The organism is Pseudonocardia tropica (assembly GCF_040105315.1).
Classification (GTDB): domain Bacteria; phylum Actinomycetota; class Actinomycetes; order Mycobacteriales; family Pseudonocardiaceae; genus Pseudonocardia; species Pseudonocardia alni.
In genome coordinates this window covers 76,322-101,998 of the sequence record NZ_JBEDNP010000013.1, presented here as the reverse complement: position 1 = coordinate 101,998, position 25,677 = coordinate 76,322, and the positions used below count along the sequence as shown (strand labels likewise).

Sequence of the window (25,677 nt, the reverse complement as noted above, 5' to 3'; positions counted from 1 at the left end):
GCCGTCCGGGTCAGAACAGGAGCAGGTCGTCGCGCGCCGTCCCGCGCAGCGCGTCGTAGTCGACGGTCACGCAACGGATCCCGCGGTCGACGGCCAGCGTGCGGGCCTGCGGCTTGATCTGCTGGGCCGCGAACACCCCGTGCACCGGCGCGAGCAGCGGGTCGCGGTTCATCAGCTCCAGGTACCGGGTGAGCTGCTCGACGCCGTCGATCTCGCCGCGGCGCTTCACCTCGACCGCGACGTGCGCGCCGTTCCCGTCGCGCAGCAGCAGGTCGACCGGGCCGACGGCGGTCATGTACTCGCGGCGGACCAGCGTGTGGCCCTCCCCGAAGGTCTCCGGATGCGCGGCGAGCAGCTCCTGCAGGTGCGCCTCGACGCCGTCCTTGACCAGGCCGGGGTCGACGCCGAGTTCGTGACTGGAGTCGTGCAGCACCTCGTCGATGGTGATGACCAGCGACTCGTCGGCCTTGTTCCGCACCGTCCACACACCCGGCTCCTCGGTGAGCCAGCACGGCGGCGACATCCAGTTGAGCGGCTTGTAGGCGCGGTCGTCGGCGTGGATGCTCACCGAGCCGTCCCGCTTGACCAGCAGCAGGCGGAGGGCCATGGGCAGGTGGGCGGTCAGCCGTCCGACGTAGTCCACCTGGCAGCGGGCGATGACGAGACGCACCCGGCTCACTGTAAGGCCGGGTGGGTGGATCATCCTGGGCGGGTGATCGAGCAGACCTCGAGCCGCCAGGTGTACGCCAACGACTGGATGACCGTCCGGGAGGACGGCATCCGGCGTGCCGACGGCACCGGGGGGATCTACGGCGTCGTCGACAAGCCCACCTACGCACTGGTGATCCCCCGCGACGACGACGGCCGTCTGCACCTGGTCGAGCAGTACCGCTACCCGGTGGGCGGGCGCCGCTGGGAGTTCCCGGCGGGCACCGCGCCCGACCGCGCCGACGTGGACCCGGCGGAGCTCGCGGTGCGCGAGCTCGTCGAGGAGACCGGGCTGGCCGCGGCACGGATGACCCTGCTCGGCACGCTCGACTGCGCGCCGGGCATGTCCAGCCAGCGCGGGCACGTCTACCTCGCGACCGGGCTGACCGCGGGCCCGCCGCGCCGCGAGCACTCCGAGCAGGACATGCGCGCCGCCTGGTTCACCGCGGACGGGTTCGAGGCGATGGTCCGCCGCGGCGACCTGACCGACGCGCAGTCCCTCGCCGCCTGGGCGCTGCTGGCCCTGCACGACGCGCGCGCATGATCGGCGGGAGTGGAGCGGGGGACGCAGTGCACCGCACCCGGCGCTCCACTCCCGGCGATCACCCGGTGAGCACCGGCAGCGCCGCCACCCGGCTGAACCCGGGGCGGGGCAGCCAGGTGACCTCCGCGGCCGGCACGGCGAGCCGCAGGTCCGGGAACCGTTCGAACAGCATCCGGAAGGCCACCTCGCCCTCCTGCCGGGCCAGCGCGGCGCCCAGGCAGTAGTGCGCGCCCTGCCCGAACCCGAGGTGTCCCTCGCCCCGCCCGGTCTCCCGGGCGACGTCGAGCACGTCGGGCCGGTCGTAGGCGCGCGGATCGTGGTTGGCCGGCAGCAGCCCGGCGATGACCGGGGTCCCGGCGGGCACGACGGTGCCGCCCAGCTCGACGTCGACGGTCGGGTACCGGAACTGGGTGAACTGCACCGGGCCGCGGGCGCGCATCAGCTCGTGCACCGCGCCCGGCCAGCCGGCCGGGTCGGCCCGCAGCGCGGCGAGCTGGTCCGGGGCGCCCAGCAGTGCCAGCACGCCGTTGGTGACCAGGTGCGCCGTCGTCTCGTGCCCGGCCATGACGATCGCGAAGATCATCGTGACCATCTCGCGGTCCGAGAGCCGGTCGCCGTCGTCGTCCTGGGCGGCGATCAGGGCGCTGATCAGGTCGTCGGCGGGGTCGGCCCGGCGGGCGTCGACGAGGGCGTGCACGTGGGCGATCGCCGCCCGCAGCGCGGGCCCGGTCCGCTCGCGGTCCATCGTGGTCATCACCGCGCCCCACTCGTGCCACTGCGCGCGCTCGGGCCCGGGCACCCCGACGAGCTCGCAGATCACGGTGATCGGCAGCGGGTAGGCCAGCGCCTCCATCAGGTCCACCGGCGCGCCACCGGCCCCGGCGGCGGCGACGTCGTCGAGCAGGGCGGCGGTGATCTCCTCCACCCGCGGGCGCAGCGCCGCCACCCGCTTCACCGTGAACGCGCGCGACACGAGCTTGCGCAGCCGGCTGTGCTCGTCGCCGTCGACGGTGAGGATGGTGCGCACCAGGTAGTCCGCGACGTCGTCGGGCACCCCCATCTGCGCCATGATCTTCTCGCGGGTGTCCGACCCGCCCGCGAGCGCCGGGTCGGTGACGAACCGCGGGTCGGTCAGGACGGCGCGCACGTCGTCGTAGCGGGTGACGAGGACGGCCGGCGGGCTGCCCATCATCGTCACGGTCGTGGTCGGGGCCTGCTCGCGCAGGCGCGCGTAGCCGTCGTACGGGTCGGCGGTCAGGGCCGGGTCCAGCAGGTCCACGGCTCCGGTGTCCGGTGCGGCCATCTCACCACTCCTCTCCTCGCGCGCCCGGGTCAGCGGACGCGACGTCTCCACTCCGCGTCGATGTGCTCGACGAGCGGCCGGTACAGCTCGGCGACGGCCGCGGCGACCTCCGACGCCCGGGCGGCCGGGGCGGGCCCGGCCAGCAGGCGGGCCACGCCGTGCTGGATCAGCTCCGCGGTGCGCCGCGGATCGGTGGGGGCGAACGGGCTCGCCGCACTCTCGGTGAACAGGTAGCCCCAGGTCAGCGCGCCCCAGGCGTGGACCTGCTCGTCGGCGGACAGCGCGTCGTCGACGAGTCCGGCCGACCGCAGCAGCCGGAAGTGTCCGCGCACCACGGCGTCCCGGCGGCGGCCCAGCTCCCCGAGGGTGCCGGCGGCCTCGTGCGCGAGCCGGCCGAGGACCTCGCCGTCGCCCAGGTACAGCGCGCGCGCCACCTCGTCGGCACGCAGCCGCTCGTACAGCTCGCGCGACATCCTCCAGGGCAACGCGACGGCGGGCTCGACGAGCATCCGGTCGGCCAGGTCGGCGAACAGCCGCCGCTGCGAGCGCAGCAGCACGGTGAGGAACAGCGCGTCCTTGGTGCGGACGTGCAGGTAGACGGTGCCCTTGCCGACCCCCGCCCGGCGCGCGACGTCCTCGACGGTCACCCCCCGGTAGCCGCGGCGCACGAGCAGCTCGGCCGCCGCGTCGAGCACCCGCTCCATCCGCGCGGTGTCCTCCGCCGCGACCCCGTCCGGTACCGCCACCGCTCCTCCGGTTCCTCGTCCGTGACCGGATCGACGAATCCGGTCACAGCGTCACGGTAGCGCGTCCGCCCCTCGGCGGCGAGCGGATTCCGGGCTACCGTCGTTCCATGACCGACTACGAGCACCTCCTGGTGAAGCAGGACGGCGACACGGTCCGGATCACGATGAACCGCCCGCAGCGCCGCAACTCGCTCACCGAGGACCACCTGCGCGAGCTGCTGGACGCCTTCGAGAGCGCCGGACGCAGCGACGCGACCGGCATCGTGCTGGCCGGGGAGGGCAAGGCCTTCTCCTCCGGCCACGACTTCGGCGACGTCGCCGCCCGCGACCTCGCAGGGGTCCGCTCCCTGCTGCGGCTGTGCACGACGGTCATGCGCACCGTGCAGGAGGTGCCGCAGGTCGTGATCGCCCGGGTGCACGCGACGGCCTGGGCCGCGGGCTGCCAGCTCGTCGCGTCCTGCGACCTCGCCGTCGCCGCGGAGTCCGCGACGTTCGCGCTGCCCGGTGGCAAGGGCGGCTGGTTCTGCCACACCCCGGCCGTCCCGGTCGCGCGGAACATCGGCCGCAAGCGGCTGATGGAGCTGGCCCTGACCGGGGACCCGATCGACGCGGCCACCGCCGCCGACTGGGGCCTGATCAACCACGCCGTCCCCGACGACGACCTCGACGCCCGCGTGGACGGGCTGCTCGCCCGCGCGACCCGGGGCAGCAGGCTGTCCAAGGCCGTCGGCAAGCAGACCCTCTACGCCCAGCTCGACCGTCCCGAGGCCGACGCCTACGCCGTCGCGGCCGAGGTCATGGCGTCGATGTCGCAGTCCGGTGGCGCCCGCGAGGGCATGGCGTCGTTCCTGGAGAAGCGGGCCCCGGAGTGGACCGACTGATCGGCACCTAGGCTCGCGGGACCATGCAGATCCGCACCACCACCACCACCCGGCTGAGCCGGCGCCGTCTGCTGGGGGCGGCCGCCGCCCTCGGCGGGACCGCGCTGGCCGGGCCGCTGCTGGGCGGCTGTGGGGGGCCGTCGGACCCGCTGTCCCGGCTGCGGGCCGGCGGTGACGTCGTCGTCGGGCTGTCCGGGGAACGTCCGTTCGGCTACACCGACGGCTCCGGCCGGGCCACCGGGGAGAGTCCGGAGGTGGCCCGCGCCGTCGTCACCGGTCTCGGCGGCAGCGGCCTGGCCGCGGTCCAGACGAAGTTCGACCAGCTCATACCCGGCCTGCTCGACGGCCGCTTCGACGTCATCGCGGTCGGGCTGACGATCACCGCGCTACGCTGCCAGCAGGTCGCGTTCTCCCGCCCCGACTACGTGGCGGGCACCGGTCTGGTGGTTCCGGTCGGGAACCCGCTGGGCGTCGCGACGCTGGCCGGGGTCCGCCGGTCCGGGGCGACGCTGGCGGTGCTCGACGGCAGCGCCGAGCAGGAGTACGCACTGGCGGCGGGCATCCGGGCCGAGCACATCGTGACCGTCGACTCGCAGGGCGCGCTGGTGCGCGAGGTCGCGAACGGCGGCGCGCAGGTCGGGGCGCTCACCCGCATCTCGCTGCTCGACGAGGTCCGCCGCAACGCGGGCATCGGCCTGGAGGTGACCGCCGCGTTCGCCCCCGAGGTCGCGGGACGAACGGTCCTCGGGGCCGGGGCGTTCGCCTTCCGACCCGCCGACGGCGCCTTCCGCGACGAGTTCGACCGCGGGCTCACCGCGCTGCAGGAGTCCGGGCGCTGGCTGGAGCTCGCCGCGCCGTTCGGGTTCACCGCGGCCAACCTGCCGCCGCGCGACCTCACCGTCGACGAGCTCTGCACCCGCACCCCAGACTCCTGAGCCGCGCGGTCGTCGGCCTGGAATGATCCGGGCCATGGCGCTGCGCATCGCGGGTATCGACGTTCCCGGCCCGTCCGACCTGCTCTCCGGCGCGGCCTCCGTGGTCGAGGCGACCGGCGACCTCGCCGGGACCGTCGCCGGGCTGCCCGCCCGGGCCGGGGAGCTGCTGGAGGAGGTCGGCTCGCTGGTCGGCCGGATCGGCACGATCGCGACCCGCGCCGAGCAGCTGCTCGACCGGGTGGACGGCGTCGTCGACCGGGCCGAGGGGCTGATCGGGACCGTGGACACCGTCGCCGGGGAGGCGACCGAGCTCGTGTCCCGGGTCCGCCCCGTCGCCGAGCAGGCCGAGGCGCTCGTCGCCCGGGTCACCGGCGTCGCCGGGAACGCCGAGGACCTGGTCGCGCGGGTCGGCGGGGTCGCCGACGAGGCCGACACCCTGGTCCGCAAGGTCACCACCGTGTCCGAGCAGGCCGACGGCCTGGTCCGCCGGGTCACCACCGTCTCCGACGAGGCGGGCGGTCTCATCCGCACCGTCGGCGAGATCAGCGAGCGCGCCGGCGGCCTCATCGGGCAGGTCGAGACCGTCACCACCGACGCGACCGGTGTCGTCACCGCGGCGAAGGCGGTGTCCGACCGGGCGGGCGAGGTCGTCGAACAGGCCGCGGGCGCCAGCGAGCAGGCCGGTGAGCTGCTGGACCTCTACGGCCCGCTGGCCCGCCGGGCGGCTCCGCTGGCCCAGCGCTTCGTCGACGAGCTCTCCGAGGAGGAGGTGCGCGCCGCGATCCGGCTGGTGGACCAGCTGCCCAGGTTCACCGAGCACATGGAGGACGACATCATGCCGATCCTCACGACGCTGGACCGTGTCGGACCGGACGTGCACGAGCTCCTGGACGTGCTCAAGGAGGTCCGGCAGGCGATCATCGGGATCCCCGGCTTCCGGCTGCTGAGCCGCCGGGGCAGTGAGAAGGACGAGGGCTGACCGGTCCGCTCGCCGCGGGCCTCGAGGTGGTCATCCGGGACCGCGGGATCCGCTGCGGACGCCCTGGTGGAGGTCTCCGCGCTCGAGCAGTCGCGCGGTCGTCTCGACGAGTACCGCGGTCGTGACCACGGCCGCGGCCACGATGCCCAGCACGGTCCCGGCCGTGATCGTGCCGTCGTCCGCGACGACCCCGGTTCCCAGTTGGGTCGCCCGTGCGAGCAGCGCGTACGGCACCGCCACGAGGAACGCACCGGTCCCCGCCAGCAGGACCCCGACCGACACGACCGCCCCGACCAGGGCGATCGCCACGGGCGCGGCGAACGACCGCATCCGCATCGACAGGGCGGACTGGAGCGCGAGTACCGGGATGCACGCGACCACGACCACCGCGGTGACGAGGACGTGACGGAGCGGCGGCAGCCCGGGCAGGTCGAACACCAGCGTCCCGGCCACGGCGGTGCCCAGCAGCAGGAAGACCTGCATCACGGCGGCCAGGACCGACAGGGCGGCGAGCTTGCCGAGCACGATCTCCCGGCCGCCGACACCGCGCCCGGTCAGCGCGTCCCAGTTCCCCGGCCGGTGCTCCACCCGCCAGACCAGCGACCCCAGCGCGGCGAGACCCACCGCCTGCGGGACGAGCCCGTGGAACACGACGACCCTCAGCCACAGGGTCTGCCAGCCGTCGTCGAGCGGCCGGCCAGAGGCCAGGGTGGTGGCCGTCCCGGTGAACACCGCCATCAGCGGCAGCGCGACGACGACGGCCCAGCTGTGGGACCGCCGGAGCTTCAGCAGCTCCGCGACGACCGAGCCCACGGTCAGACCTCCCGTCGGTCGAGCCGATGGGTGACGAGAACGACGACCGCCGCGGCGACGACCGCCATCGCGACGGTGCCGAACAGCGGCGGGTCCGTGGCCACCAGGTGCACGTCCCGGTACCGGACCGGGGTGACCAGTGCGTAGTGACCCCACGGGGTCAGCACGGCGGCCCACCCCGGCAGCGCGGGGGCCGACGCGGCCACGAAGACGCCGACGACGCCGACCCCGATGCCGACGAGCTGGTTCTCGACGAGCGCGCCGAGCACGAGGTGCGCGGCGAGCAGCACGAGCGAGACTGTCAGGACCGCCGCTGTCCAGGTGAGCCACCGGGTGCCGGGAACGTCGGCGGTGACACCGGCCAGCCGCCCGACTCCGAGAACGGCCAGGCTCTGTCCGACCGTCGCGCCGGTGAGCAACGCCCCGCCCGCGAGCCACTTGGCGCGGCAGAGCCGTCCCCCCGGCAGGCCGACGGTGTGCGAGAGGAGCCAGCCGCGACCCCGGTGTTCGGGATCGACGAGCCTGCTGGCCACCACCGCGACGCCGACCGGGCTGAGCAGCCGCACGGCAAGGGCGGAGGCCGCCAGGAGCCGGTCCCACGCGGTTCCGGACGGATCGGACACGCTCTCGGCGAAGCCCGGAGAGACCAGCTCGCGGCAGGTGAGCACGACGACGCCGGCCACCATCGCGGTGAGCACTGGTGCCGTGCGCAGCCCGCGCATCTTCGCGAACTCGGTGCGGACCGCCGCGGCGGTTGGCGTACGGGTCGCCGTGACGCCGGCGGCGGCGCGGGCCGTCACAGCCCCCGCCCCCCGGTCAGGTCCCTGAACACGTCCTCGAGGGACCGGCGTTCGCGGGACACGCCGTGCACGTCGACGCCGTGGCGGACGAGCGCCGCCACGATGCGAGCCGTGGCGCGGTGGTCCACCCCGCGCACCCGCACGGTCGCGCCGTCGATCCGGACCCGGTGGTGCGGTGCGACCAGCGACGCGGCGTGCCGCGGGTCCGAGGTCTCGAACAGGACCTCCGGGGCGGAGCGGGCGAGCAGGTCCTCCCGGGGGCCCTCGAACAGCAGACGTCCCCCGCCGAGGATGCCCAGCACGGTGGCGGTCCGGTCGATCTCCCCCAACAGGTGGCTGGAGACCATGACGGTCGTCCCGGCCGCCGCCAGTGCCGACAGCAGGTCGCGTATCTCCTCGATGCCGGCCGGGTCGAGACCGTTGGTGGGTTCGTCGAGCAGGAGCAGTGCCGGCTCGCGTGCGAGGGCCATCGCGATCCCGAGCCGCTGCTTCATCCCCAGCGAGTAGGTGCCGACCTTCCTGCCGAGGTGGTCCCGCAGCCGCACGGTCTCGACCGCGCGCGTGACCTGGCGGTCGCTCAAGCCGAGCAGGCGTTGGACGACCCGCATGTTCTCCCCACCGGTGAGGTGGCCGTAACCGGGGGGCGCCTCGATCAGGGACCCGACTCGGCGGAGCAGGGACCGTCGCGTCGAGCGGTCCAGCGGGCGGCCCATCAGCTCGATGGCGCCGCGGCTCGGGCGGACCAGCGAGAGGATCATCTTCATGGTTGTCGTCTTGCCGGACCCGTTGGGGCCCAGGAAGCCGTAGACGCAGCCGGTGGGGACGTTCAGGTCGAGATCGGCGACGACGGTGCGGTCGCCGTAGACCTTGCTCAGTCTCTGGGTGCGGATCGCCGGAGTCACACCGACACGCTCGCGCGGCGACCGGCCCCGTCGCATCCGGCTGCGGAGATAACCCCGGCTATGTCCGGGGAGGTACGGAGCCCGTCCCCTCCTCGCCCACGCCCACCACCCCGCTCTCGTAGGCGAGCACGACGGCCTGCACCCGGTCCCGCAGTCCGAGCTTGCTCAGGATTCTGCTGACGTGGACCTTGACCGTCCCCCCGGAGAGGGTGAGCGCGCCGGCGATCTCGGAGTTCGACATACCCCGTGCCACCAGGATGAGGACCTCGTGCTCTCGGGTGGTCAGCTCGTCGAGCCCCGGGACTCGACGGCGGCGCCGCGGACCGGGCACCCGGCCGTGGAGGACGTGCTCGAGCAGCCGCCGCGTCGTGCGGGGAGCGACGACGGCGTCGCCGGCGTGCACGTGGCGGATCGCGGCGACCAGTTCGGCCAGCGGCGTGTCCTTCACCAGGAATCCCCCGGCGCCGGCCCGCAGGGCGTCGTAGGCGTACTCGTCGAGGTCGAAGGTCGTCAGCACCAGGATGCGGGGCCCGCCGGCCTCGACGATCCGGCGCGTCGCCTCGACACCGTCCATCCTCGGCATCCGCACGTCCATCAGGACGACGTCGGCCTCGACGGAGCGGACGGTCTCGACGGCCGTGTCCCCGTCGTCGGCCTCCCCCACGACGGTGATCCCCTCCACCGCGTCGAGCGCCATGCGGAAGCCGATCCGGACCAGTTCCTGGTCGTCGACCAGGATGACGCGGACGGTCACACCGCACCTCCCGGCGGGAGGTGCGCGAGGACCTCGAACCCACCCGTCCGACCCGGCCCGGTGTGCAGCGTGCCCCCGCAGCCGGCCACCCGTTCCCGCATCCCGACGAGACCGCGTCCGGTCCCCGCGGCCGGGTCCGGGCCGGCGGGACCGCCGCCGTCGTCGGCCACCCGGACGACGAGCCCCTCCTGCCCGAACCGCAGCTCCACCGCGGCTCCGGTCACCTCCGGGCCCGCGTGTCGGCGGACGTTCGTCAGCGCCTCCTGCACGATGCGATAGGCGGTGAGGTCGACTCCGGCCGCCAGCCCGGTCCGCTCCCCGGAGACGACGAGTTCGACCGGCAGGCCGGCGGCCCGCACCTCGTCGAGCAGCCGGTCGAGCTGTGCGAGTCCGGGCTGCGGGCCCGTGGGCCCCGGCTCGTCGTCGCGGAGCACGTCGAGCATCCGCCGCATCTCCGACAGCGAGCGGCGCCCAGTCAGCTCCACGGCCCGCATGGCCCGCTCCGCCGCGGCCGGGTCCGTACGTGCCTGGGCGGCGGCACCGGCGGCCAGCACCACGACCACACCCAGGCCGTGCGAGACGACGTCGTGGAGCTCGCGCGCGATGCGGGTCCGTTCGGTCGCCAACACGATGCGCCGGAGGTTCTCCTGCTCCCGCTCCAGCTGCGCGGCGCGTTCCTCGACGGCGACGACGTACGCCCGGCGGACGCCGATCGTGGTCCCCCATACCCAGACCGATGCCACGAGCAGCACCGCGGACACGACCTCGGGGACGCCGAAGTACGGGTCGTCCCACCGCGCCGCGGCGGCCACGACCGCGACAGCCGTGAGGACGGCGAGGACCGCGGACGCACGACGACCGCACCGCACGGCCACCCGGTACAGGGTGAGGAGCGGGACGACGGTCGCCGGGACGAACCCGATCCCCAGGACGAGCTGGGCGCCGACGGCGAGGGCGCCGGTTCCGTGGGCGACGACGGGCCGCTCCCGGGAGAGCAGGTACGAGCCGCACACGGCGGCTGTCAGGACCGCCGCCACGAGCGGGGACAGCCGTTCCGGGACGGCGGCGGGCAGCAGCGGCAACGAGTAGAGGAAGACCGCTCCGGCGACGGCCCCGTCGACGAGGTACGGACGGACTCGGTCCGGCGACCGGGGCGACCGGGGCGGCCGGGTGCTCACGCCGGGAGCGGGACTTCCTGCGGGCACCGCGCCAGTATGCACACGGCCCCCGCCGCCCGGCCCACGTCGGTGCCCGCCCCGGTCAGTCCAGCCCCTGGGACCGCCGGATCAGGGTGACGATCTCGTCCATCATCCCGGTCAGCCGGAAGTTCTTCGGCGTGAACACCGCCGCGACCCCGCCCTCGCGCAGCCGCTTCTCGTCCTCGGGCGGGATGATCCCGCCGACGACGACCGGCACCTCCCCGGCCCCGGCGTCGCGCAGCCCCCGCACGACCGCGGGCACGACCTCCAGGTGCGACCCGGACAGCACCGACAGCCCGACGGCGTGCACGCCCTCCTGGACCGCCGCCGCCACGATCTGCGACGGCGTGAGCCGGATCCCCTGGTAGACGACCTCGAACCCGACGTCGCGGGCACGCACGGCGACCTGCTCGGCGCCGTTGGAGTGGCCGTCGAGGCCGGGCTTGCCGACGAGCATCCGCAGCCGCTGCCCCAGCTCGTCGCCGGTGGCGCGGACCCGCTCGCGGACCTCGGAGATCTCGGTGGCGCCCTCGCCGGACATGCTCGCCCCCGCCACCCCGGTCGGGGCCCGGAATTCCCCGAACACCTCGCGCAGCGCTCCGGACCACTCGCCGGTGGTCACGCCCGCCTTCGCGCAGTCGATCGAGACCTGCATGAGGTTCTGCTCGGTCTTGGCCGCGTCGCGCAGCGCCCGCAGCGCCTCGTCGACGGCGTCCTGGTCCCGCGCGGCACGCCACTCGCGGATCGCCTCGACCGCGGACCGCTCGGTCGCCGGGTCGACGGTGAAGATCGCGTCGGCGCCCTCGGCCTGCAGCGGGCTCGGCTCGGTCGTGTCGAACTTGTTGACCCCGACCACGACCTCGTCGCCGGACTCCAGCCGGCGACGACGGGCGGCGAGGGAGTTGACCAGCTCGCCCTTCATGTAGCCGGACTCGACGGCCGCGACCGCGCCGCCCATCTCCTGTACCCGGTCGATCTCGGCGCGGGCGCCCTCGACGAGCTCGGCCACCTTCGCCTCGACGACCCGGGAGCCGTCGAAGATGTCCTCGTACTCCAGCAGGTCGGTCTCGTAGGCCAGCACCTGCTGCATCCGCAGCGCCCACTGCTGGTCCCACGGCCGCGGCAGGCCGAGCGCCTCGTTCCAGGCGGGCAGCTGGACCGCACGGGCCCGGGCGTCCTTGGACAGGGTGACGGCGAGCATCTCCAGCACGATGCGCTGGACGTTGTTCTCCGGCTGCGCCTCGGTCAGCCCGAGCGAGTTGACCTGCACGCCGTAGCGCAGGCGTCGCTGCTTGGGGTTCTCGACGCCGTAGCGCTCCAGGGTGATCTCGTCCCAGAGCCGGCCCAGCGCCCGGAGCTTGCACATCTCCTCGACGAACCGGATGCCGGCGTTGACGAAGAACGAGATGCGTCCGACGACGTCGCCGAACTTCTCCGGCGGCACCTGCCCGGAGTCGCGCACCGAGTCGAGGACGGCGATCGCGGTGGACAGCGCGTAGGCCAGCTCCTGCGTCGGCGTCGCCCCGGCCTCCTGCAGGTGGTAGCTGCAGATGTTGATCGGGTTCCACTTCGGGATCTCACCGACCGACCAGGCCACCATGTCGGTGATCAGGCGCAGGCTGGGCGCGGGCGGGAACACGTAGGTGCCCCGCGACAGGTACTCCTTGACGATGTCGTTCTGGGTCGTCCCGGCGAGCTTCGCGCGGACCTCGGCGTAGTCCAGACCGGACTGCTCCGCCTGCTCCTCGGCGACGGCCACGTACAGCGCGAGCAGCCACATCGCCGGGGCGTTGATCGTCATCGAGGTGTTGGCCTCGGCGACCGGGATCCCCTCGAACAGGGTGCGCATGTCACCGATGTGGCTGACCGGCACGCCGACCTTGCCGACCTCGCCCCTGGCGAGCTCGTCGTCCGGGTCGTAGCCGGTCTGGGTCGGGAGGTCGAAGGCCACCGACAGACCCGTCTGGCCCTTGGCCAGGTTGCGGCGGTAGAGCTCGTTGGTCTTCTCCGCCGAGGAGTGACCGGCGTAGGTGCGGATCACCCACGGACGGTCGCGCTCACGATCGGTGGGGTACGGCACCGGAACCTCCGTGTCGTCGCGGGAGCACAGTCGGCACTACCTGTGATGCGGGCAGAGAGTACTCGTCAGTAGCCGGCGACGGGCACGGAGTCGTCACTCGTCACAGTCGGCATGTTCGGCAAAGTACGCGAATCGCACGGGAAACCGAACGCTGGATCGGTTCACCACCCGCCCCCTCGGACAGGGCGCGTCGCCCGTCCGGGTGCGACCATCGGCGGATGGAGCTCGACCTGGTCCCCCGGCTCGGCGCCGTCATCGGCCTGGCGGTGGTACTGCTGGTGCTCGGGCTGCTGCTGCGCTGGACCTACGGCCACCAGAAGCACCATGCGCTCCCGACCGACGACCCGGACGACCCGGTGGCGACCGGGCTGCTCACCGAGGTCTCCCGGGTGCCCGGGCCGGAGGCGGCCCGGGTGCTGCGCGACCGGCTGCGCTCCGAGGGCATCCGCGCGACGACCTCCCGCGCCGACGGCGGCGGCTGGGCGCTGCTCGTCTTCCCGAAGGACGTGCAGGACGCCCGCGTGGTGCTCAGCCGCCGCTCCCTGGACTGAGCGCTCAGTCCACCCGGTGGTAACGGGCGTCGAGGAAGCAGAACACCCCGTAGCAGGCGATCCCGATGCCCACCGCGACCAGCAGGAACACCCCGTAGGGCTGCTCGCGCAGCGTCTTGAGCGCCGAGTCGAGCCCGTTCGCGCGCTGCGGGTCGAAGGTCAGCGCGGCGACGCCCAGCAGGATGCCGAGCACCCCGATCGCGATCCCCTTGGCGATGTACCCGGCCTGCCCGGTGCGGGCGTTGATCCGCCGCAGCCGGCTGTCGGCGCCGCCGAGGTCCTGGTCCTCGGTGAACTTCTTCTGGTAGCCGTTCCAGGCCATCACCCCGCCGCCGACCAGCACACCCAGCCCGACCAGCGCGGTGAGGATCTGCCCGCCCGGCAGGCCCAGCAGCCCGGCGGTCGCCCGCCCACCGCCGCCGCTCGACGCGCGCCCGCTGATCGCGGTGGTCGCCGCGGTGACGGCGAGCACCGCGTAGACGACCGCCTGCCCACCGGCGACGACCCGCTTCACCGTCCGCTTCGTGCTGTCGGCGATGTAGTGGAAGCCCCACACCGCCGAGACGGTCCGCCACAGGACGACCGCGGCGAACCCGACCACCAGTACCCACAGGAACACCCGGCCCGCCGGCTCGGCGGCGATCGCCCCGAGGGCGCCGTTCTGGTCGGCCTGTCCGCCCGAGCCGAGCGCGACCTGGACGGCGAGCCACCCGATCAGCAGGTGGAGCACCCCGTTCGCGGCGATGCCGACCCGGGCGGCGACGCGCACCGGGGTCGAGTGCGCGGCGTCCCGCGCCCCGCGGCCCGCCTTGCGGCCGGCCTGCGAGACGTCCGCGGCGTCGGGGGTGCTCACCATGACGGGCCTCCTCGTCGAGTCGACGCGAAGGGTGGCACGGCGCGGGCCGGTCCGCCGGACTGATGGGCCGTTCGGAGCAACGACGACGCCGCTCCGGATCCGGGGCTGAGCCGGCGGCCCGAATCCGGGCGGCGGGGTGCGAACAGGCCCCGATCACCGTTCCCGGCGGGGCGGCGCAGTAGACGGGCCCGAGCGCCTACCGCTCCGGCTCGCCCGCGACCCGCCGGATGTCTGCGCCCAGCGCGGACAGGTTCTCCACGAACCGCGGGTAGCCGCGGTCGATGTGCGCGACGTCCCAGACCTCGGTGGTGCCCCGCGCGCACAGCCCGGCCAGCACCAGCCCGGCGCCCGCCCTGATGTCGCTGGCCCACACCGGCGCACTGGACAGCTCCGGCCGCCCCCGTACGACGGCGTGGTGCCCGTCGGTGCGCGCGTCCGCACCGAGCCGCACCATCTCGTCGACGAACCGGAAGCGTGCCTCGAACACGTTCTCGGTGATCATCGACGTGCCGTCGGCGACGGCGGACAGCGCGATCGCCATCGGCTGCAGGTCCGTCGCGAAGCCCGGGTAGGGCAGCGTCACGAAGTCGACCGCCTCCGGGCGCCCGGTCATCGCGACCGAGAACTCCTGCTCGGCGGTGGTGATCTCGGCACCCGCGCTGCGGAGCTTGTCGAGGACCAGGTCGATGTGGTGCGGGTCGACGCCGCGCACGGTGACCTCGCCACGGGTCATGGCGGCCGCGAACGCCCAGGTGGCACCGACGATCCGGTCCCCGATGACGCGGTGCGTGGTGGGCTGCAGGCCCTCGACGCCGTGCACGGTCAGTGTGGAGCTGCCGACGCCCTCGAGCTTCGCGCCCATCTGCTGCAGCATCACGCAGAGGTCGACGATCTCCGGTTCGCGGGCCGCGTTGTCGATGACCGTCGTGCCCTCGGCGAGCACCGCGGCCATCAGGATGTTCTCGGTCGCTCCGACGCTCGGGAAGTCCAGCCAGATCTGCGCGCCGTGCAGGTCGCCCGCCGTCGCGGTGACGCTGCCGTGCACGATGTCGGTGGTCGCGCCGAGCTTGCGCAGCCCGTTCTGGTGCATGTCCAGCGGCCGCGAGCCGATCGCGTCGCCACCCGGGAGCGGGACGACCGCCCGTCGGCAGCGCGCCACCAGCGGGCCGAGGACGCACACCGACGCGCGCAGCTTGGAGACCGACCGGTAGTCGGCCTCGGCGCCCGGGTCGGCGGGGACGTCGATGTGCACGGTCGACCCCTCGATCGCGACCGCGCACCCCAGGCTCCGCAGGACGTCGGCCATCAGGGGCACGTCCAGGATCTCCGGGCAGTTCTCCAGCGTCGTCCGCCCCTCGGCCAGCAGCGCCGCCGCCATGAGCTTGAGCACGCTGTTCTTCGCCCCGACGACGTCGACGGCCCCGCTCAGCCGGGCCCCGCCGTTGACCGCGAAATGCTCCACCACGCCGGAGACCGTAACGGGACCGTCACCGGCCGGGACCCGCACCCCGGCCGTGTCCGGGCGGGTTGCGCCGTCCGGCGCAGCCCATCGGCTGGTCGCCGTCCGCCCGCCCGCATAGCCTGTCGGGGTGGCGGTGCACCTGACGCGGATCTACACGAGGACCGGCGACGACGGGACGACGGCGCTCGGCGACTTCAGCCGGGTCCGCAAGACCGACGCGCGGCTGGCGGCCTACGCCGACACCGACGAGGCCAACGCGGCGATCGGCGTCGCCGTGACCGTCGGCGGTCTCGCCGACCGGGTGGTCGACCCGCTGCGGCAGATCCAGAACGACCTGTTCGACGTCGGCGCCGACCTGTGCGCGCCGATCGTCCCGGACCCGGAGTACCCGCCCCTGCGGGTCACCGAGGGCTACGTGACCCGGCTCGAGGGCTGGTGCGACGAGTTCAACCCGGAGCTGCCGAAGCTGAACTCGTTCATCCTGCCCGGCGGGACGCCCGGGGCCGCGTACCTGCACGTGGCCCGGACGGTCGCGCGGCGCGCCGAGCGGTCGGTGTGGGCGCTGCTGGAGGACGACGCGGAGCGCACCAACCCGCTCACCGCCCGGTACCTGAACCGGCTGTCGGACCTGCTGTTCATCCTCGGCCGGGTGGCGAACCCCGACGGCGACGTCCTGTGGCAGCCGGGCGGGCCGCACGGCGCCCCGACCACGGACGCCTGACCGGACCCCGTTCCGGACGGCCCGCTCAGGTCAGCACCGCCACCAGCAGCGCGACGACGGCGCCGCAGCCGAACGCCACGGCCCGTCGCATCGCGGTGCCGCTGCGGCTCCGGGTGCGCTCCAGGTGGTCGCCGCGCTCGGCGACGGTGAGCGTGAGCGGGTGGTCGGCTACGGCGGACAGCCGTACCCGGTCCGCGGACAGCCGGGCCTCCCCCACCACGGTGAGCCGGGAGCCCGGCTCGATCCGCCACTCGGTGCGCTCGCGGGCCACCGTCGGGTCGACGAGGCGGAACAGGCCGAACTCGCGGCCCTCGCCGTCGTCGGTGACCCGGCGGCGCTCGGCGACCGGGATCTCGATGTGCGCGTCACGGGGGTCGACCACGATCTCCGCGCCACCGTCGGTCAGCCGGAACGGCCGCTCCCGCCGCTGCTCGGCGACGACCTGCCGTTCCTCCCGGTCGTCCCGGCCACGGGAGAGCGCCTCCTCGACGAACCGGAACCAGACCGAATCGACCCCGGTCAGCGGCGCCGGGCGGGCCTCGTCGTCGAACGGCTCGACGGTGCCGGACAGCGACACCACCCGGCGGAACGCCGGCGCGTCGAGCTCGTCGCGGACGGAGCCGGCCATCGCGACGAGTTCCGCGACCGTCACCGGGGTCGCGGCCAGGCCGCGCGTCCAGCGGGCGTGCCCGTCGCGGGCCTCGCGGAACGAGGTCCACGCCAGGAACCCCAGGATGCCCGCGAACGCCAGGAAGACCAGATCCACGACGGCAGCATAGAACGGACAGAACGGACGACAGGTCCGTAGAGCTACCGATCCGGCGAGGTCAGGACGCCTCGCGGTAGCCGTGCCCCTGACCCGGGGGTGTGGACTCCAGCCAGGCCATGAAGCCGGTGCGGACGCCCGCGGACATCGCCAGCTCGACGTCGATGCCCCGGCCGGCGGCGTCGCGGCCGCGGCAGCGCAGCACCTCGACCGCCATCGGGATCGCGAACTCCTCCGACCGGTGCGGCGGCCGCCGGTCGACGATGTCCAGGTCGGCCCGGTCCATCACGACGGTCGCACCGATCCGGAAGCTGGTCAGGCGGTACCAGGCGAACCGCTCGCCCTCGTAGCGCCCGACGCCGAAATGCCAGTCCGTGACCGCGAAACGGCGGCGCAGACACAGGTCCACACCGCCGTTGCGCATGAGTCGTACCCGCCGTACGGCGAGCCAGACCAGGGGGACGACCAGGCACAGCAGCAGAACTCCGACGATCGCCGCGATGAGTTCCACTGCCGTGCCCGGTCCCCGTGCTAGTTCGCCTCGGCCGCCCGAAGGCGGGCCTCGGCCCGGGCGATCGCCGATTTGCCCTCGTCGGTGGACGAGTCGGCGCCGTCGCGTGCCCGCCGGGCCCGCTCGACGTCGATCTCGTCCGCCTGCTCGGCGAACTCGGCCAGGATGGACACCCGCTCCGCCGACACCGACAGGAACCCGCCGTGCACCGCGATGGTGCGCTTCGAGCCGTCGGTGGAGTCGATGCGGACGACCCCGGCCTCTTCCAGCTGGGCCAGCATCGGCTGGTGGCCGGGCAGGATGCCGACCTCGCCGACCGTGGTCCGGGCGAGCACGAAGCGTGCGTCGCCCGACCACAGCCGGCGCTCCACGGAGACCAGCTCCACGGTCATCTCAGCAGGCATCGGTGATCAGCCCTCGAGCTTCTTGCGGTTCTTCTCCAGGTCGTCGAGACCGCCGCAGAGGAAGAACGCCTGCTCGGGGACGTCGTCGAACTCGCCCTTGGCGATCTTGTCGAACGCCTCGATGGTCTCCTTGAGCGGGACCGTCGAGCCCGGCTGGCCGGTGAACTGCTCGGCGACCAGGAGGTTCTGCGACAGGAAGCGCTCGATGCGACGCGCCCGGCCGACGAGCTGCTTGTCCTCCTCGGACAGCTCGTCGATACCGAGGATGGCGATGATGTCCTGCAGGTCGTTGTACTTCTGCAGGATCCGCTTGACCTCGTTGGCGACGCGGAAGTGCTCGTCACCGACGTACTGCGGGTCCAGGATCCGCGAGGTCGAGGTCAGCGGGTCCACCGCCGGGTAGATCCCCTTCTGGGAGATCGGCCGGGAGAGCTCGGTGGTGGCGTCGAGGTGCGCGAAGGTCGTCGCCGGAGCCGGGTCGGTGTAGTCGTCCGCGGGGACGTAGATCGCCTGCATCGAGGTGATCGAACGACCGCGGGTCGAGGTGATCCGCTCCTGCAGCTCGCCCATCTCGTCGGCCAGGGTGGGCTGGTAGCCCACCGCGGACGGCATGCGGCCGAGGAGGGTCGAGACCTCCTGGCCGGCCTGGGTGAACCGGAAGATGTTGTCGATGAACAGGAGGACGTCCTGCTCCTGCACGTCACGGAAGTACTCCGCCATGGTCAGCGCGGAGAGCGCGACGCGCATACGGGTGCCCGGCGGCTCGTCCATCTGACCGAACACCAGGGCGGTGTTCTTCATGACGCCCGACTCGGTCATCTCCGTGATGAGGTCGTTGCCCTCACGGGTGCGCTCACCGACGCCGGCGAACACCGAGGTGCCACCGAAGTTCAGCGCGACACGCTGGATCATCTCCTGGATCAGCACGGTCTTGCCGACACCGGCACCACCGAACAGACCGATCTTGCCGCCGACGACGTAGGGCGTCATCAGGTCCAGGACCTTGATGCCGGTCTCCAGCATCTCGGTCTTGCCCTCGAGCTCGTCGAAGCGCGGGGCCTTCTGGTGGATCGACCGGAGGTCACCGGTGAACTGGAGGGACGGGTCGTCCAGGCAGTCGCCGAGGGCGTTGAACACGTGCCCCTTGACCTGGTCGCCCACCGGCACGGAGATCGGGCGGCCGAGGTCGGTGACCTCCTGGCCGCGCACGACGCCGTCCGTCGGCTGCATGGAGATGGCCCGGACCAGGTTGTCACCCAGGTGCGTGGCGATCTCCAGGGTCAGCTTGCGCTTGTCGCCGGAGAGGTCCACCTCCAGCGTGAGGGCGTTGAGCAGGTTCGGGACCTGGTCACGCGGGAACTCGACGTCGACGACCGGGCCGGTCACCTGGACGACGCGCCCGGTGATCGGGCCGGCCGAAGTTTCGGCGGTCGTGGTCATCAGCTCTCACTTCCTGCGCTGGCGAGAGCGTCGACCCCACCGACGATCTCGCTGATCTCCTGGGTGATCTGTGCCTGGCGAGCCTGGTTGGCCTCCAGGGTCAGGCTACGGATCAGTTCGTTGGCGTTGTCCGTCGCGGCCTTCATGGCCCGCTGCCGGTTCGCCGACTCCGACGCCGCCGACTCCAGCAGGGCCGCGTAGAGGCGGGCCCCGATGTACTTCGGCAGCAGCGCGTCGAAGAGCGTGTCCGGGTCCGGCTCGAACTCGTAGAGCGACTGGAGCCCCTTGCTCTCCGGGTGGTCCCGCTGGCTCTCGGCCGTGTCGGTGTCGCGGTCGATCTCGTCGACCGGCTTCGCCGAGGCACTGTCGGCCGCATACTCGACCTCGAGCGGAGCCATCCGCCGGGCCTGCGGCACCTGGGTGATCATGTTCTTGAAGCTGGTGTAGACGAGGTGCAGCTCGTCCACGCCGGTCACACCGTCGGTGTTCCCGTCGTGGTCGTCCTCCCCCGCCATGAACGAGTCGACCAGCGTCCGTGCGGCCTCGGCCGCGTGCTCGTAGCCCGGCTGCTCGGAGAAGCCGGTCCACGACTGCTCGATCTCCCGGTTGCGGAACCGGTAGTACGAGACGCCCTTGCGGCCGATCACGTAGAGGACCGGCTCCTTGCCCTGCTCGCGGAGCAGGGCCTGGAGCTGCTCGGCCTCCTTGAGGACGTTGGCGTTGTAGCCGCCGCACTGACCGCGGTCACTGGTGACGACCAGCACCGCGGCCCGCTTCGGCTGCTCCCGCTCGACGAGCAGCGGGTGGTCCAGCGCCGAGTTCGACGCGAGCTCCGACAGGGTGCTCGTCATCAGCTCGGCGTACGGACGTGCCTCGTCCACCCGCGCCCGGGCCTTCGCGATCCGTGAGGTCGCGATCAGCTCCTGGGAACGGGTGATCTTCTTGATGGACTGCGTCGACCGGATACGCCGGCGCAGCACCCGGATCTGTGCCGCCATCGGGTATCAGCCTCAGTTCTTCTTGACCGTGACGGTCTCCTGCTCGACATCGTCCTCGTCGAGGGCCTTCTGGGCCTTCTCCTTGGGGACGACCGAGGAACCGTCGGACGCGGTGAACTCGTTGCGCTTGAACTCGTCGACCGACTTGGTCAGCGTCTCGACGGCGTCGTCGGAGAGCTTCCCGGTGTCGGTGATCTCGTTCAGGGCGCCGGAGGCGTGGCGACGCGAGTACTCGCGGAACTCCGACTCGAAGCGCTGCACGTCGGCGACGGGCACCGAGTCGAGCTTGCCGGAGGTGCCGAGCCAGATCGAGACGACCTGGTCCTGCACCGAGACCGGCGCGTACTGCGCCTGCTTGAGCAGCTCGACCAGGCGCTCGCCCCGGCCCAGAGCGGCGGCCGAGGCGGCGTCGAGGTCGGAACCGAAGGCGGCGAACGCCTCCAGCTCGCGGTACTGCGACAGGTCCAGACGCAGCGAGCCCGAGACCGTCTTCATGGCCTTGATCTGCGCCGAGCCACCGACCCGGGAGACCGAGATACCGACGTTGATCGCCGGCCGGACACCCTGGTTGAACAGGTCGGACTCGAGGAAGACCTGGCCGTCGGTGATCGAGATGACGTTGGTCGGGATGTAGGCCGACACGTCGTTCGCCTTGGTCTCGATGATCGGCAGACCGGTCATCGATCCCGCGCCCAGCTCGTCGGAGAGCTTCGCGCAGCGCTCCAGCAGACGCGAGTGCAGGTAGAAGACGTCGCCCGGGTAGGCCTCACGGCCCGGCGGGCGGCGCAGCAGCAGCGAGATCGCGCGGTAGGCCTCGGCCTGCTTCGACAGGTCGTCGAACACGATGAGGACGTGCTTGCCCTGGTACATCCAGTGCTGGCCGATGGCCGAGCCGGTGTAGGGCGCGAGCCACTTGAAGCCGGCCGGGTCGGACGCGGGGGCCGCGACGATCGTCGTGTACTCCAGCGCACCGGCGTCCTCGAGGGACTGCCGGACACCGGCGATCGTGGAGCCCTTCTGGCCGATGGCGACGTAGATGCAGCGGACCTGCTTCGCCGGGTCGCCCGACTCCCAGTTCTCCTTCTGGTTGATGATCGTGTCGACGCAGACCGCGGTCTTGCCGGTCTTGCGGTCGCCGATCACCAGCTGGCGCTGGCCGCGGCCGATCGGGGTCATGGCGTCGATGGCCTTGATCCCGGTCTGCAGCGGCTCGCCGACGGACTGGCGGTCCATCACGCCGGCCGCCTGGAGCTCGAGCACGCGGCGGGCGTCGCTCTCGACGTCGCCGAGGCCGTCGATCGGGTTGCCGAGCGGGTCGACGACCCGGCCCAGGTAGCCCTCGCCGACCGGCACCGAGAGGACCTCGCCGGTGCGGGTGACCTGCTGGCCCTCCTCGAGGCCGGTGTAGTCGCCCAGGACGACCGCACCGATCTCGTTCTGCTCGAGGTTCAGCGCGACGCCGCGGACGCCGCCCTCGAACTCGAGCAGCTCGTTGGTCATGGCCGAGGGCAGACCCTCGACGTGGGCGATGCCGTCACCGGTGTCGGCGACGATCCCGACCTCACGGCGGGACGTGCCGCTCTCCAGCGACGAGACGTAGCTGGAGATCGCACTCCGGATCTCCTCGGAGGAGATCGTCAGCTCTGTCATGGCTGCGTCGTTCCTTCTCTCGAACGGGGTCTTCGGGTCGTTCCGCCGGGGTCCGGCGATCGCGTCCGAAGCAGGTCAGCTGGGCAGGGATCGGCGAGCTGCGGCGAGTCGACCCGCCACACTGCCGTCGATGACCTCGCCGCCGACCTGCACGACCAGGCCTCCGAGGAGGCTCCGGTCGAGCTCGACCTGCAGGGAGATCGTGCGGCCGTACAGACGGCCCAGGGTGTCGGCGAGCTGGGTCTCCTGCTCGGAGGAGAGCTCGACGGGTGTGCGCACCTTCGCCACCGAACGGTCCCGGCGGGCCGCCGCGAGCTCGGCGAGCTCCTCGGCGACGACGTCGAGGTGCCGGCTGCGGGGCAGCCGGACCGCTTCGCGGAGCAGCGTCGCCGTCACCGGGTAGACCTTCTCGCCGAGCACCGAGTCCAGGAGCTGGACGCGACCCTCGACGGGCCGGGCGGCGTCGCCGAGCAGGCTCGCCAGCTGCGGCTCGCGGGCCACGATCCGGCCGAACCGGAACAGCTGGTCCTCGACCTCGTCGAGGGAGCCGTTGCGGTCCGCGATCGCGATGGCCGTGCGACGGGCCAGGCCCTCCGCGCCGGTGACGATGTCGCGGGCGGTCGACCAGCGCTTGCGCGCCAGCTCGGAGACGAGGTCGACGGTCGGCTGCGAGAGCTGGGACCCGAACAGCCGGCGGACCAGGTCCGCGCGGGCGTCCTCGGGGGAGGCCGCGTCGGCCAGCAGGCGCCGGACGGAGCGCTCGGAGTCCAGGAACCGGGCCACCGCGAACAGCTCGTCCGTGGTCGTGGCCAGGTCCCGGGCCGACGCGGAGTCGGTCCAGGAGTCCAGCCGCTCGGTCAGCGCCGCGAGGGACTCACGGCTGGCGGGCTGCAGGACAGCCGCCATCAGTTCGCCCCGCTCCGCTGGGCCACGCCCTGCTGGTCGAGCTCACCGAGGAACGAGTCGATCGTCGCGGAGCGACGCGAGTCGTCGGCCAGCTGCTCGCGCAGCAGGCGCTCGGCCAGCTGGACCGACAGGCCCCCGACCTCGTTGCGCAGAGCACGCTGGGCGGCGTCGCGCGACGCGGCCACCTGCTCCTCGCCACGGGCCTTGATGCGCGCGGCCTCGGCCTCGGCCTCCTCGCGGAGCTCGGCCTTGATCTGCTGGCCCTCGGCCCGGGCGTCGTCGCGGATGCGCGCCGCCTCGGCCCGGAGGCCGGCGAGCTGCTCCTCGTACTCCTTCTTCAGCCGGTCCGCCTGCTCCTGGGTCTCCTGAGCACGCTTGAGGCCGCCCTCGATCGCGTCGGTCCGCTCCTCGTAGAGCGACTCGAAGCGCGGGACCGCGAACTTCCAGAGCAGGAACAGCAGGATCGCGAACGCGACCACACCGAGCACGAGCTCATCGAGGTGCGGGAGAATCGGAAGCGGCTGTTCGGCGGCGAGAATCAGTTCCACCGTGTGTCCTTCCCTGACATGGCCGCCGGTACCGGGACCGGCATGAGAGTGATCTGCCGGCTCTTACTGCGCGATGAAGAAGAGCACCAGGCCGATCAGCATGACCAGCTCGGCGAGGACGAACGTGGTCCAGCCGATACCCATCAGCTGGCCGCGGGCCTCCGGCTGGCGGGCGGTGCCGCTGATGACGGCCGACCAGATCAGGCCGACGCCGATACCGGCGCCGATGGCCGAGGCGCCGAACCCGATGGCCGCGAGGCCCGGGTTGATGTTGGCGGCTTCCTGGGCCAGAACCTGGGTGACGTTCACTTCGGGTTTCCTTCCGTCGGGTCCGCGGGATGCGGGTCGTTCGGTGTATCGGCCCGGACGGGCCGGCGGATGAAGCAGGTGGTGCGAGCGCGGTGCCGGCGGCACCGGGGTCTCGGTGGTGCTGTCAGTGGTCCTCGGAGATCGCCGCGCCGATGAAGACGGCGGCGAGCAGGGCGAAGACGTAGGCCTGGATGACCTGGACCAGCGCCTCCAGGAACGTGAACGCGATCCCGGCGGCGAACACCACCGGGGACGCGATGACGAGCGCGGAGCCCGCCGACACCAGGAACGCCGCACCCACGGCGGTCAGGGCGAGGATGAGGTGGCCTGCGAACATCGCGGCGAACACACGCAGTGCCAGCGAGAGCGGCTGCACCAGGAACTTCTGCAGCAGCTCGATCACGATGATCAGCGGCGCGATGAAGACCGGGACGCCCGGCGGCAGCGCGGCGTGCTTGATGTAGCCGAAGAACCCGTGCTTCTTGAACCCGGCGTAGTGGTAGAAGACGTAGACGAACAACGCCAGCGCGATGGGGAACCCGATCCGCGACAGCGTCGGGAACTGGATCACCGGGATGATCGCGAAGATGTTGTTGACCAGGATGAAGCTGAAGAGGCCGAGGATCAGCGGGATGTACCGCTTGAAGTCCTCGGAGCCGATCTGGTCACGCGCCATCGTGTTGCGCGGGATGTTGTAGAAGGACTCCAGGCCGAACTGGAATCGACTCGGCACGATGGACAGCTTGCGCGTGCCCAGCGTGAAGACGGCCGCGACGATGATCAGCGACAGGACCGCCAGCACCATCGGCTTGGTGACGGCGCCGAAGATCGGCGGGTACTCGAACAGACCTGCGCCGGGAGGGGTGAACTCCTCGGCCGCCAGTACCAACGTGCCCAATGGGGGTCCTTCCGGTGCTCCCGTTCCGCATCCACGCGGAACGGGGGATCGCCTGCAAGGTGCCTCGTGGCGCGATGTGTTTCCGGGCGGCCGGGTCGAAACACCGGAAGTCACCCACATCGCCTACGTGGCGGATGCTATCAGCCGTACTTCTACACGATGTCGGGGGCTCGTACGCACCTCACCTGCGCGTTCGTCCGACGAAACGATCTTGGTCGGGTCCGGCGCGTCGCGGCGGGTGACTCACCGTTAACTCCCCCGGCGGTCGCCGCCCGGTCATCCGTCCGACGCCCTCGACAGCCCCCGCGGACGCCCGCGAGGGCACCGCAGGACCGGACGAAACGGTCGTCGAACCCCAGGTCAGACATCGGTGGACTCCGGTTCGGCGCCGATCAGGATCTGGAGCTTCTGCCCCGCCCAGGCCTCCGCCGCCGTCGTCGTGATGAAGACGACGAGCATGGTGACGGCCAGTGACATGCGGTGCAGCCCCGCCGTACCCCCGAGGGTGAACAGGGCGAGCAGGAGGATGATGGCCTTCATCGCGAGACCGCCGAATGCGGCTAGCATCACAGAACCCGGCTCGAGATGGGTCGTGCGCAGCATCAGCACCGGCGTGAGCAGGGCCGAGCCGGTGGCCAGCAGGCCACCGAGGGCCGCGGCGGACAGGCCCGGGACCCCGGCCGCGACGACCCCGCCGACGGCGCAGGCCACCGTGGTGGCCACGCCGACCAGGGCGGCGCCCCGGGCCATCGACCCCGACAGCCGCCGCACGACCTGCGCCTGACCGAGCGCGGGACCGTCGTACTCCACGGTCCCCCAGCGGTCCCATCGCCACACGGTGCGCCCGCCTCCCGCTCGCCGGCCGTCCCACCAGCGGGTACGGCTCCGCGCACACGGTAACCGGCGGATCCGGCACCCCGACCGGCCCGTCCCCGCGGTGTCCCGTCCGGCCCGGCCCGCGTCGACGTGCCCGAGTGCCGTCGGACCACCGTCGAGCAGCACTCGGGCACTTC

General features: G+C 72.6%; 28 protein-coding genes. 6 read left to right on the top strand and 22 right to left on the bottom strand.

The annotated features are described in order from the left end of the window. Positions 1-10: 10 nt before the first annotated feature. Positions 11-670 (bottom strand): endonuclease NucS, encoded by a 660-nt coding sequence (nucS, locus tag WHI96_RS20790; protein WP_345641767.1) that lies wholly within the window; start codon positions 668-670, stop codon positions 11-13. Between the two features lie 45 nt (positions 671-715). Between nucS and WHI96_RS20785 the strand changes: the two genes are divergently transcribed. Further along, positions 716-1,252: an NUDIX domain-containing protein gene (locus WHI96_RS20785; protein ID WP_425571531.1), complete on the top strand. Its 537-nt coding sequence runs from the start codon at positions 716-718 to the stop codon at positions 1,250-1,252. A gap of 58 nt (positions 1,253-1,310) precedes the next feature. Here WHI96_RS20785 and WHI96_RS20780 read toward each other — a convergent pair whose 3' ends face one another. Beyond that, positions 1,311-2,555, bottom strand: coding sequence for a cytochrome P450 family protein (locus WHI96_RS20780; RefSeq protein WP_345641769.1), 1,245 nt, complete (start codon positions 2,553-2,555; stop codon positions 1,311-1,313). Positions 2,556-2,584: 29 nt separating this feature from the next. After that, positions 2,585-3,301, bottom strand: a complete 717-nt coding sequence (locus WHI96_RS20775; protein ID WP_345641772.1) for a TetR/AcrR family transcriptional regulator — start codon at positions 3,299-3,301, stop codon at positions 2,585-2,587. A 107-nt stretch (positions 3,302-3,408) separates the two neighbouring features. Between WHI96_RS20775 and WHI96_RS20770 the strand changes: the two genes are divergently transcribed. The 3 genes from WHI96_RS20770 to WHI96_RS20760 are packed head-to-tail and all read left to right on the top strand — an operon-like array spanning position 3,409 to position 6,096. Next, entirely contained in the window at positions 3,409-4,182 is a 774-nt protein-coding gene (locus WHI96_RS20770) for an enoyl-CoA hydratase-related protein (protein WP_345641775.1), read from the top strand. A gap of 23 nt (positions 4,183-4,205) precedes the next feature. Then, the gene (locus WHI96_RS20765) at positions 4,206-5,117 is read left to right on the top strand and encodes a transporter substrate-binding domain-containing protein (protein WP_345641779.1); all 912 of its coding nucleotides are present in this window, start codon (positions 4,206-4,208) and stop codon (positions 5,115-5,117) included. 34 nt (positions 5,118-5,151) lie between these two features. Continuing rightward, positions 5,152-6,096, top strand: a complete 945-nt coding sequence (locus WHI96_RS20760) for a hypothetical protein (protein WP_345641782.1) — start codon at positions 5,152-5,154, stop codon at positions 6,094-6,096. Positions 6,097-6,126: 30 nt separating this feature from the next. Here WHI96_RS20760 and WHI96_RS20755 read toward each other — a convergent pair whose 3' ends face one another. The 6 genes from WHI96_RS20755 to WHI96_RS20730 all read right to left on the bottom strand — a co-directional run bounded on the left by WHI96_RS20755 (position 6,127) and on the right by WHI96_RS20730 (position 12,644). Beyond that, positions 6,127-6,909: an ABC transporter permease gene (locus tag WHI96_RS20755; protein ID WP_345641785.1), complete on the bottom strand. Its 783-nt coding sequence runs from the start codon at positions 6,907-6,909 to the stop codon at positions 6,127-6,129. Positions 6,910-6,911: 2 nt separating this feature from the next. Continuing rightward, positions 6,912-7,709 carry an ABC-2 transporter permease family protein gene (locus WHI96_RS20750; RefSeq protein WP_345641788.1) on the bottom strand — a complete coding sequence of 266 codons (798 nt, stop codon included), beginning with the start codon at positions 7,707-7,709 and terminating at the stop codon, positions 6,912-6,914. Then, on the bottom strand, positions 7,706-8,611 hold the full coding sequence (locus tag WHI96_RS20745) for an ATP-binding cassette domain-containing protein (protein ID WP_345641790.1): 906 nt from the start codon (positions 8,609-8,611) through the stop codon (positions 7,706-7,708). The genes WHI96_RS20750 and WHI96_RS20745 overlap by 4 nt, the downstream gene beginning before the upstream one ends. 58 nt (positions 8,612-8,669) lie before the next feature. Further along, on the bottom strand, positions 8,670-9,365 hold the full coding sequence (locus WHI96_RS20740) for a response regulator (protein WP_345641793.1): 696 nt from the start codon (positions 9,363-9,365) through the stop codon (positions 8,670-8,672). Continuing rightward, the gene (locus WHI96_RS20735; protein ID WP_345641796.1) at positions 9,362-10,543 is read right to left on the bottom strand and encodes a sensor histidine kinase; all 1,182 of its coding nucleotides are present in this window, start codon (positions 10,541-10,543) and stop codon (positions 9,362-9,364) included. The genes WHI96_RS20740 and WHI96_RS20735 overlap by 4 nt, the downstream gene beginning before the upstream one ends. Before the next feature lie 82 nt (positions 10,544-10,625). Continuing rightward, on the bottom strand, positions 10,626-12,644 hold the full coding sequence (locus tag WHI96_RS20730; protein WP_345641799.1) for an ethylmalonyl-CoA mutase: 2,019 nt from the start codon (positions 12,642-12,644) through the stop codon (positions 10,626-10,628). A gap of 218 nt (positions 12,645-12,862) precedes the next feature. On the opposite strand from WHI96_RS20730, the gene WHI96_RS20725 reads away from it, so the two are divergent. After that, positions 12,863-13,195: a hypothetical protein gene (locus WHI96_RS20725; RefSeq protein ID WP_226350084.1), complete on the top strand. Its 333-nt coding sequence runs from the start codon at positions 12,863-12,865 to the stop codon at positions 13,193-13,195. A 4-nt stretch (positions 13,196-13,199) separates the two neighbouring features. On the opposite strand, the gene WHI96_RS20720 is transcribed toward WHI96_RS20725, so the two are convergent. Beyond that, entirely contained in the window at positions 13,200-14,051 is an 852-nt protein-coding gene (locus WHI96_RS20720) for a DUF1206 domain-containing protein (protein ID WP_345641806.1), read from the bottom strand. 196 nt (positions 14,052-14,247) lie between these two features. Then, complete coding sequence (gene murA, locus WHI96_RS20715) at positions 14,248-15,516, bottom strand: UDP-N-acetylglucosamine 1-carboxyvinyltransferase (protein ID WP_345641809.1); 1,269 nt, start codon at positions 15,514-15,516, stop codon at positions 14,248-14,250. A gap of 124 nt (positions 15,517-15,640) precedes the next feature. Between murA and WHI96_RS20710 the strand changes: the two genes are divergently transcribed. Continuing rightward, a complete protein-coding gene (locus WHI96_RS20710; RefSeq protein ID WP_345641812.1) occupies positions 15,641-16,234 on the top strand; it encodes a cob(I)yrinic acid a,c-diamide adenosyltransferase in 594 nt (197 codons plus the stop codon). Positions 16,235-16,259: 25 nt separating this feature from the next. Here WHI96_RS20710 and WHI96_RS20705 read toward each other — a convergent pair whose 3' ends face one another. The 11 genes from WHI96_RS20705 to WHI96_RS20655 all read right to left on the bottom strand — a co-directional run bounded on the left by WHI96_RS20705 (position 16,260) and on the right by WHI96_RS20655 (position 25,501). Next, a complete protein-coding gene (locus WHI96_RS20705; protein WP_345641816.1) occupies positions 16,260-17,000 on the bottom strand; it encodes a GIDE domain-containing protein in 741 nt (246 codons plus the stop codon). 61 nt (positions 17,001-17,061) lie between these two features. Beyond that, complete coding sequence (locus tag WHI96_RS20700; protein ID WP_345641819.1) at positions 17,062-17,511, bottom strand: DUF2550 domain-containing protein; 450 nt, start codon at positions 17,509-17,511, stop codon at positions 17,062-17,064. 20 nt (positions 17,512-17,531) lie between these two features. Further along, on the bottom strand, positions 17,532-17,903 hold the full coding sequence (locus tag WHI96_RS20695) for a F0F1 ATP synthase subunit epsilon (protein WP_020621465.1): 372 nt from the start codon (positions 17,901-17,903) through the stop codon (positions 17,532-17,534). A gap of 18 nt (positions 17,904-17,921) precedes the next feature. Beyond that, positions 17,922-19,355 carry a F0F1 ATP synthase subunit beta gene (atpD, locus tag WHI96_RS20690; RefSeq protein WP_345641822.1) on the bottom strand — a complete coding sequence of 478 codons (1,434 nt, stop codon included), beginning with the start codon at positions 19,353-19,355 and terminating at the stop codon, positions 17,922-17,924. Next, positions 19,355-20,353, bottom strand: coding sequence for a F0F1 ATP synthase subunit gamma (locus tag WHI96_RS20685; RefSeq protein ID WP_345641825.1), 999 nt, complete (start codon positions 20,351-20,353; stop codon positions 19,355-19,357). The genes atpD and WHI96_RS20685 overlap by 1 nt, the downstream gene beginning before the upstream one ends. 12 nt (positions 20,354-20,365) lie before the next feature. Continuing rightward, on the bottom strand, positions 20,366-22,003 hold the full coding sequence (atpA, locus tag WHI96_RS20680) for a F0F1 ATP synthase subunit alpha (protein ID WP_345641827.1): 1,638 nt from the start codon (positions 22,001-22,003) through the stop codon (positions 20,366-20,368). Positions 22,004-22,078: 75 nt separating this feature from the next. Beyond that, entirely contained in the window at positions 22,079-22,909 is an 831-nt protein-coding gene (locus WHI96_RS20675; RefSeq protein ID WP_345641830.1) for a F0F1 ATP synthase subunit delta, read from the bottom strand. Continuing rightward, the gene (locus WHI96_RS20670) at positions 22,909-23,457 is read right to left on the bottom strand and encodes a F0F1 ATP synthase subunit B (RefSeq protein ID WP_224389778.1); all 549 of its coding nucleotides are present in this window, start codon (positions 23,455-23,457) and stop codon (positions 22,909-22,911) included. Before WHI96_RS20670 ends, WHI96_RS20675 begins: the two co-directional genes overlap by 1 nt. 63 nt (positions 23,458-23,520) lie before the next feature. After that, positions 23,521-23,766: an ATP synthase subunit C-like protein gene (locus WHI96_RS20665; protein WP_020621511.1), complete on the bottom strand. Its 246-nt coding sequence runs from the start codon at positions 23,764-23,766 to the stop codon at positions 23,521-23,523. A gap of 124 nt (positions 23,767-23,890) precedes the next feature. Beyond that, complete coding sequence (gene atpB, locus WHI96_RS20660) at positions 23,891-24,664, bottom strand: F0F1 ATP synthase subunit A (protein WP_062397367.1); 774 nt, start codon at positions 24,662-24,664, stop codon at positions 23,891-23,893. Between the two features lie 360 nt (positions 24,665-25,024). Continuing rightward, positions 25,025-25,501, bottom strand: coding sequence for a Cg1360 family ATP-synthase-associated protein (locus WHI96_RS20655; protein WP_345641840.1), 477 nt, complete (start codon positions 25,499-25,501; stop codon positions 25,025-25,027). Between the last annotated feature and the right edge of the window lie 176 nt (positions 25,502-25,677).

What these genes read in the sequence shown, in the direction of transcription:
- WHI96_RS20760 (WP_345641782.1), top strand. Translation starts at nt 5,152, where the DNA reads ATGGCGCTGCGCATCGCGGGTATCGACGTTCCCGGCCCGTCCGACCTG.
- WHI96_RS20765 (WP_345641779.1), top strand. Translation starts at nt 4,206, where the DNA reads ATGCAGATCCGCACCACCACCACCACCCGGCTGAGCCGGCGCCGTCTG.
- WHI96_RS20770 (WP_345641775.1), top strand. Translation starts at nt 3,409, where the DNA reads ATGACCGACTACGAGCACCTCCTGGTGAAGCAGGACGGCGACACGGTC.
- WHI96_RS20720 (WP_345641806.1), bottom strand. Translation starts at nt 14,051, where the DNA reads ATGGTGAGCACCCCCGACGCCGCGGACGTCTCGCAGGCCGGCCGCAAG.
- WHI96_RS20695 (WP_020621465.1), bottom strand. Translation starts at nt 17,903, where the DNA reads ATGACCGTGGAGCTGGTCTCCGTGGAGCGCCGGCTGTGGTCGGGCGAC.
- WHI96_RS20685 (WP_345641825.1), bottom strand. Translation starts at nt 20,353, where the DNA reads ATGGCGGCACAGATCCGGGTGCTGCGCCGGCGTATCCGGTCGACGCAG.
- atpA (WP_345641827.1), bottom strand. Translation starts at nt 22,003, where the DNA reads ATGACAGAGCTGACGATCTCCTCCGAGGAGATCCGGAGTGCGATCTCC.
- WHI96_RS20675 (WP_345641830.1), bottom strand. Translation starts at nt 22,909, where the DNA reads ATGGCGGCTGTCCTGCAGCCCGCCAGCCGTGAGTCCCTCGCGGCGCTG.
- atpD (WP_345641822.1), bottom strand. Translation starts at nt 19,355, where the DNA reads ATGACCACGACCGCCGAAACTTCGGCCGGCCCGATCACCGGGCGCGTC.
- WHI96_RS20725 (WP_226350084.1), top strand. Translation starts at nt 12,863, where the DNA reads ATGGAGCTCGACCTGGTCCCCCGGCTCGGCGCCGTCATCGGCCTGGCG.
- WHI96_RS20780 (WP_345641769.1), bottom strand. Translation starts at nt 2,555, where the DNA reads ATGGCCGCACCGGACACCGGAGCCGTGGACCTGCTGGACCCGGCCCTG.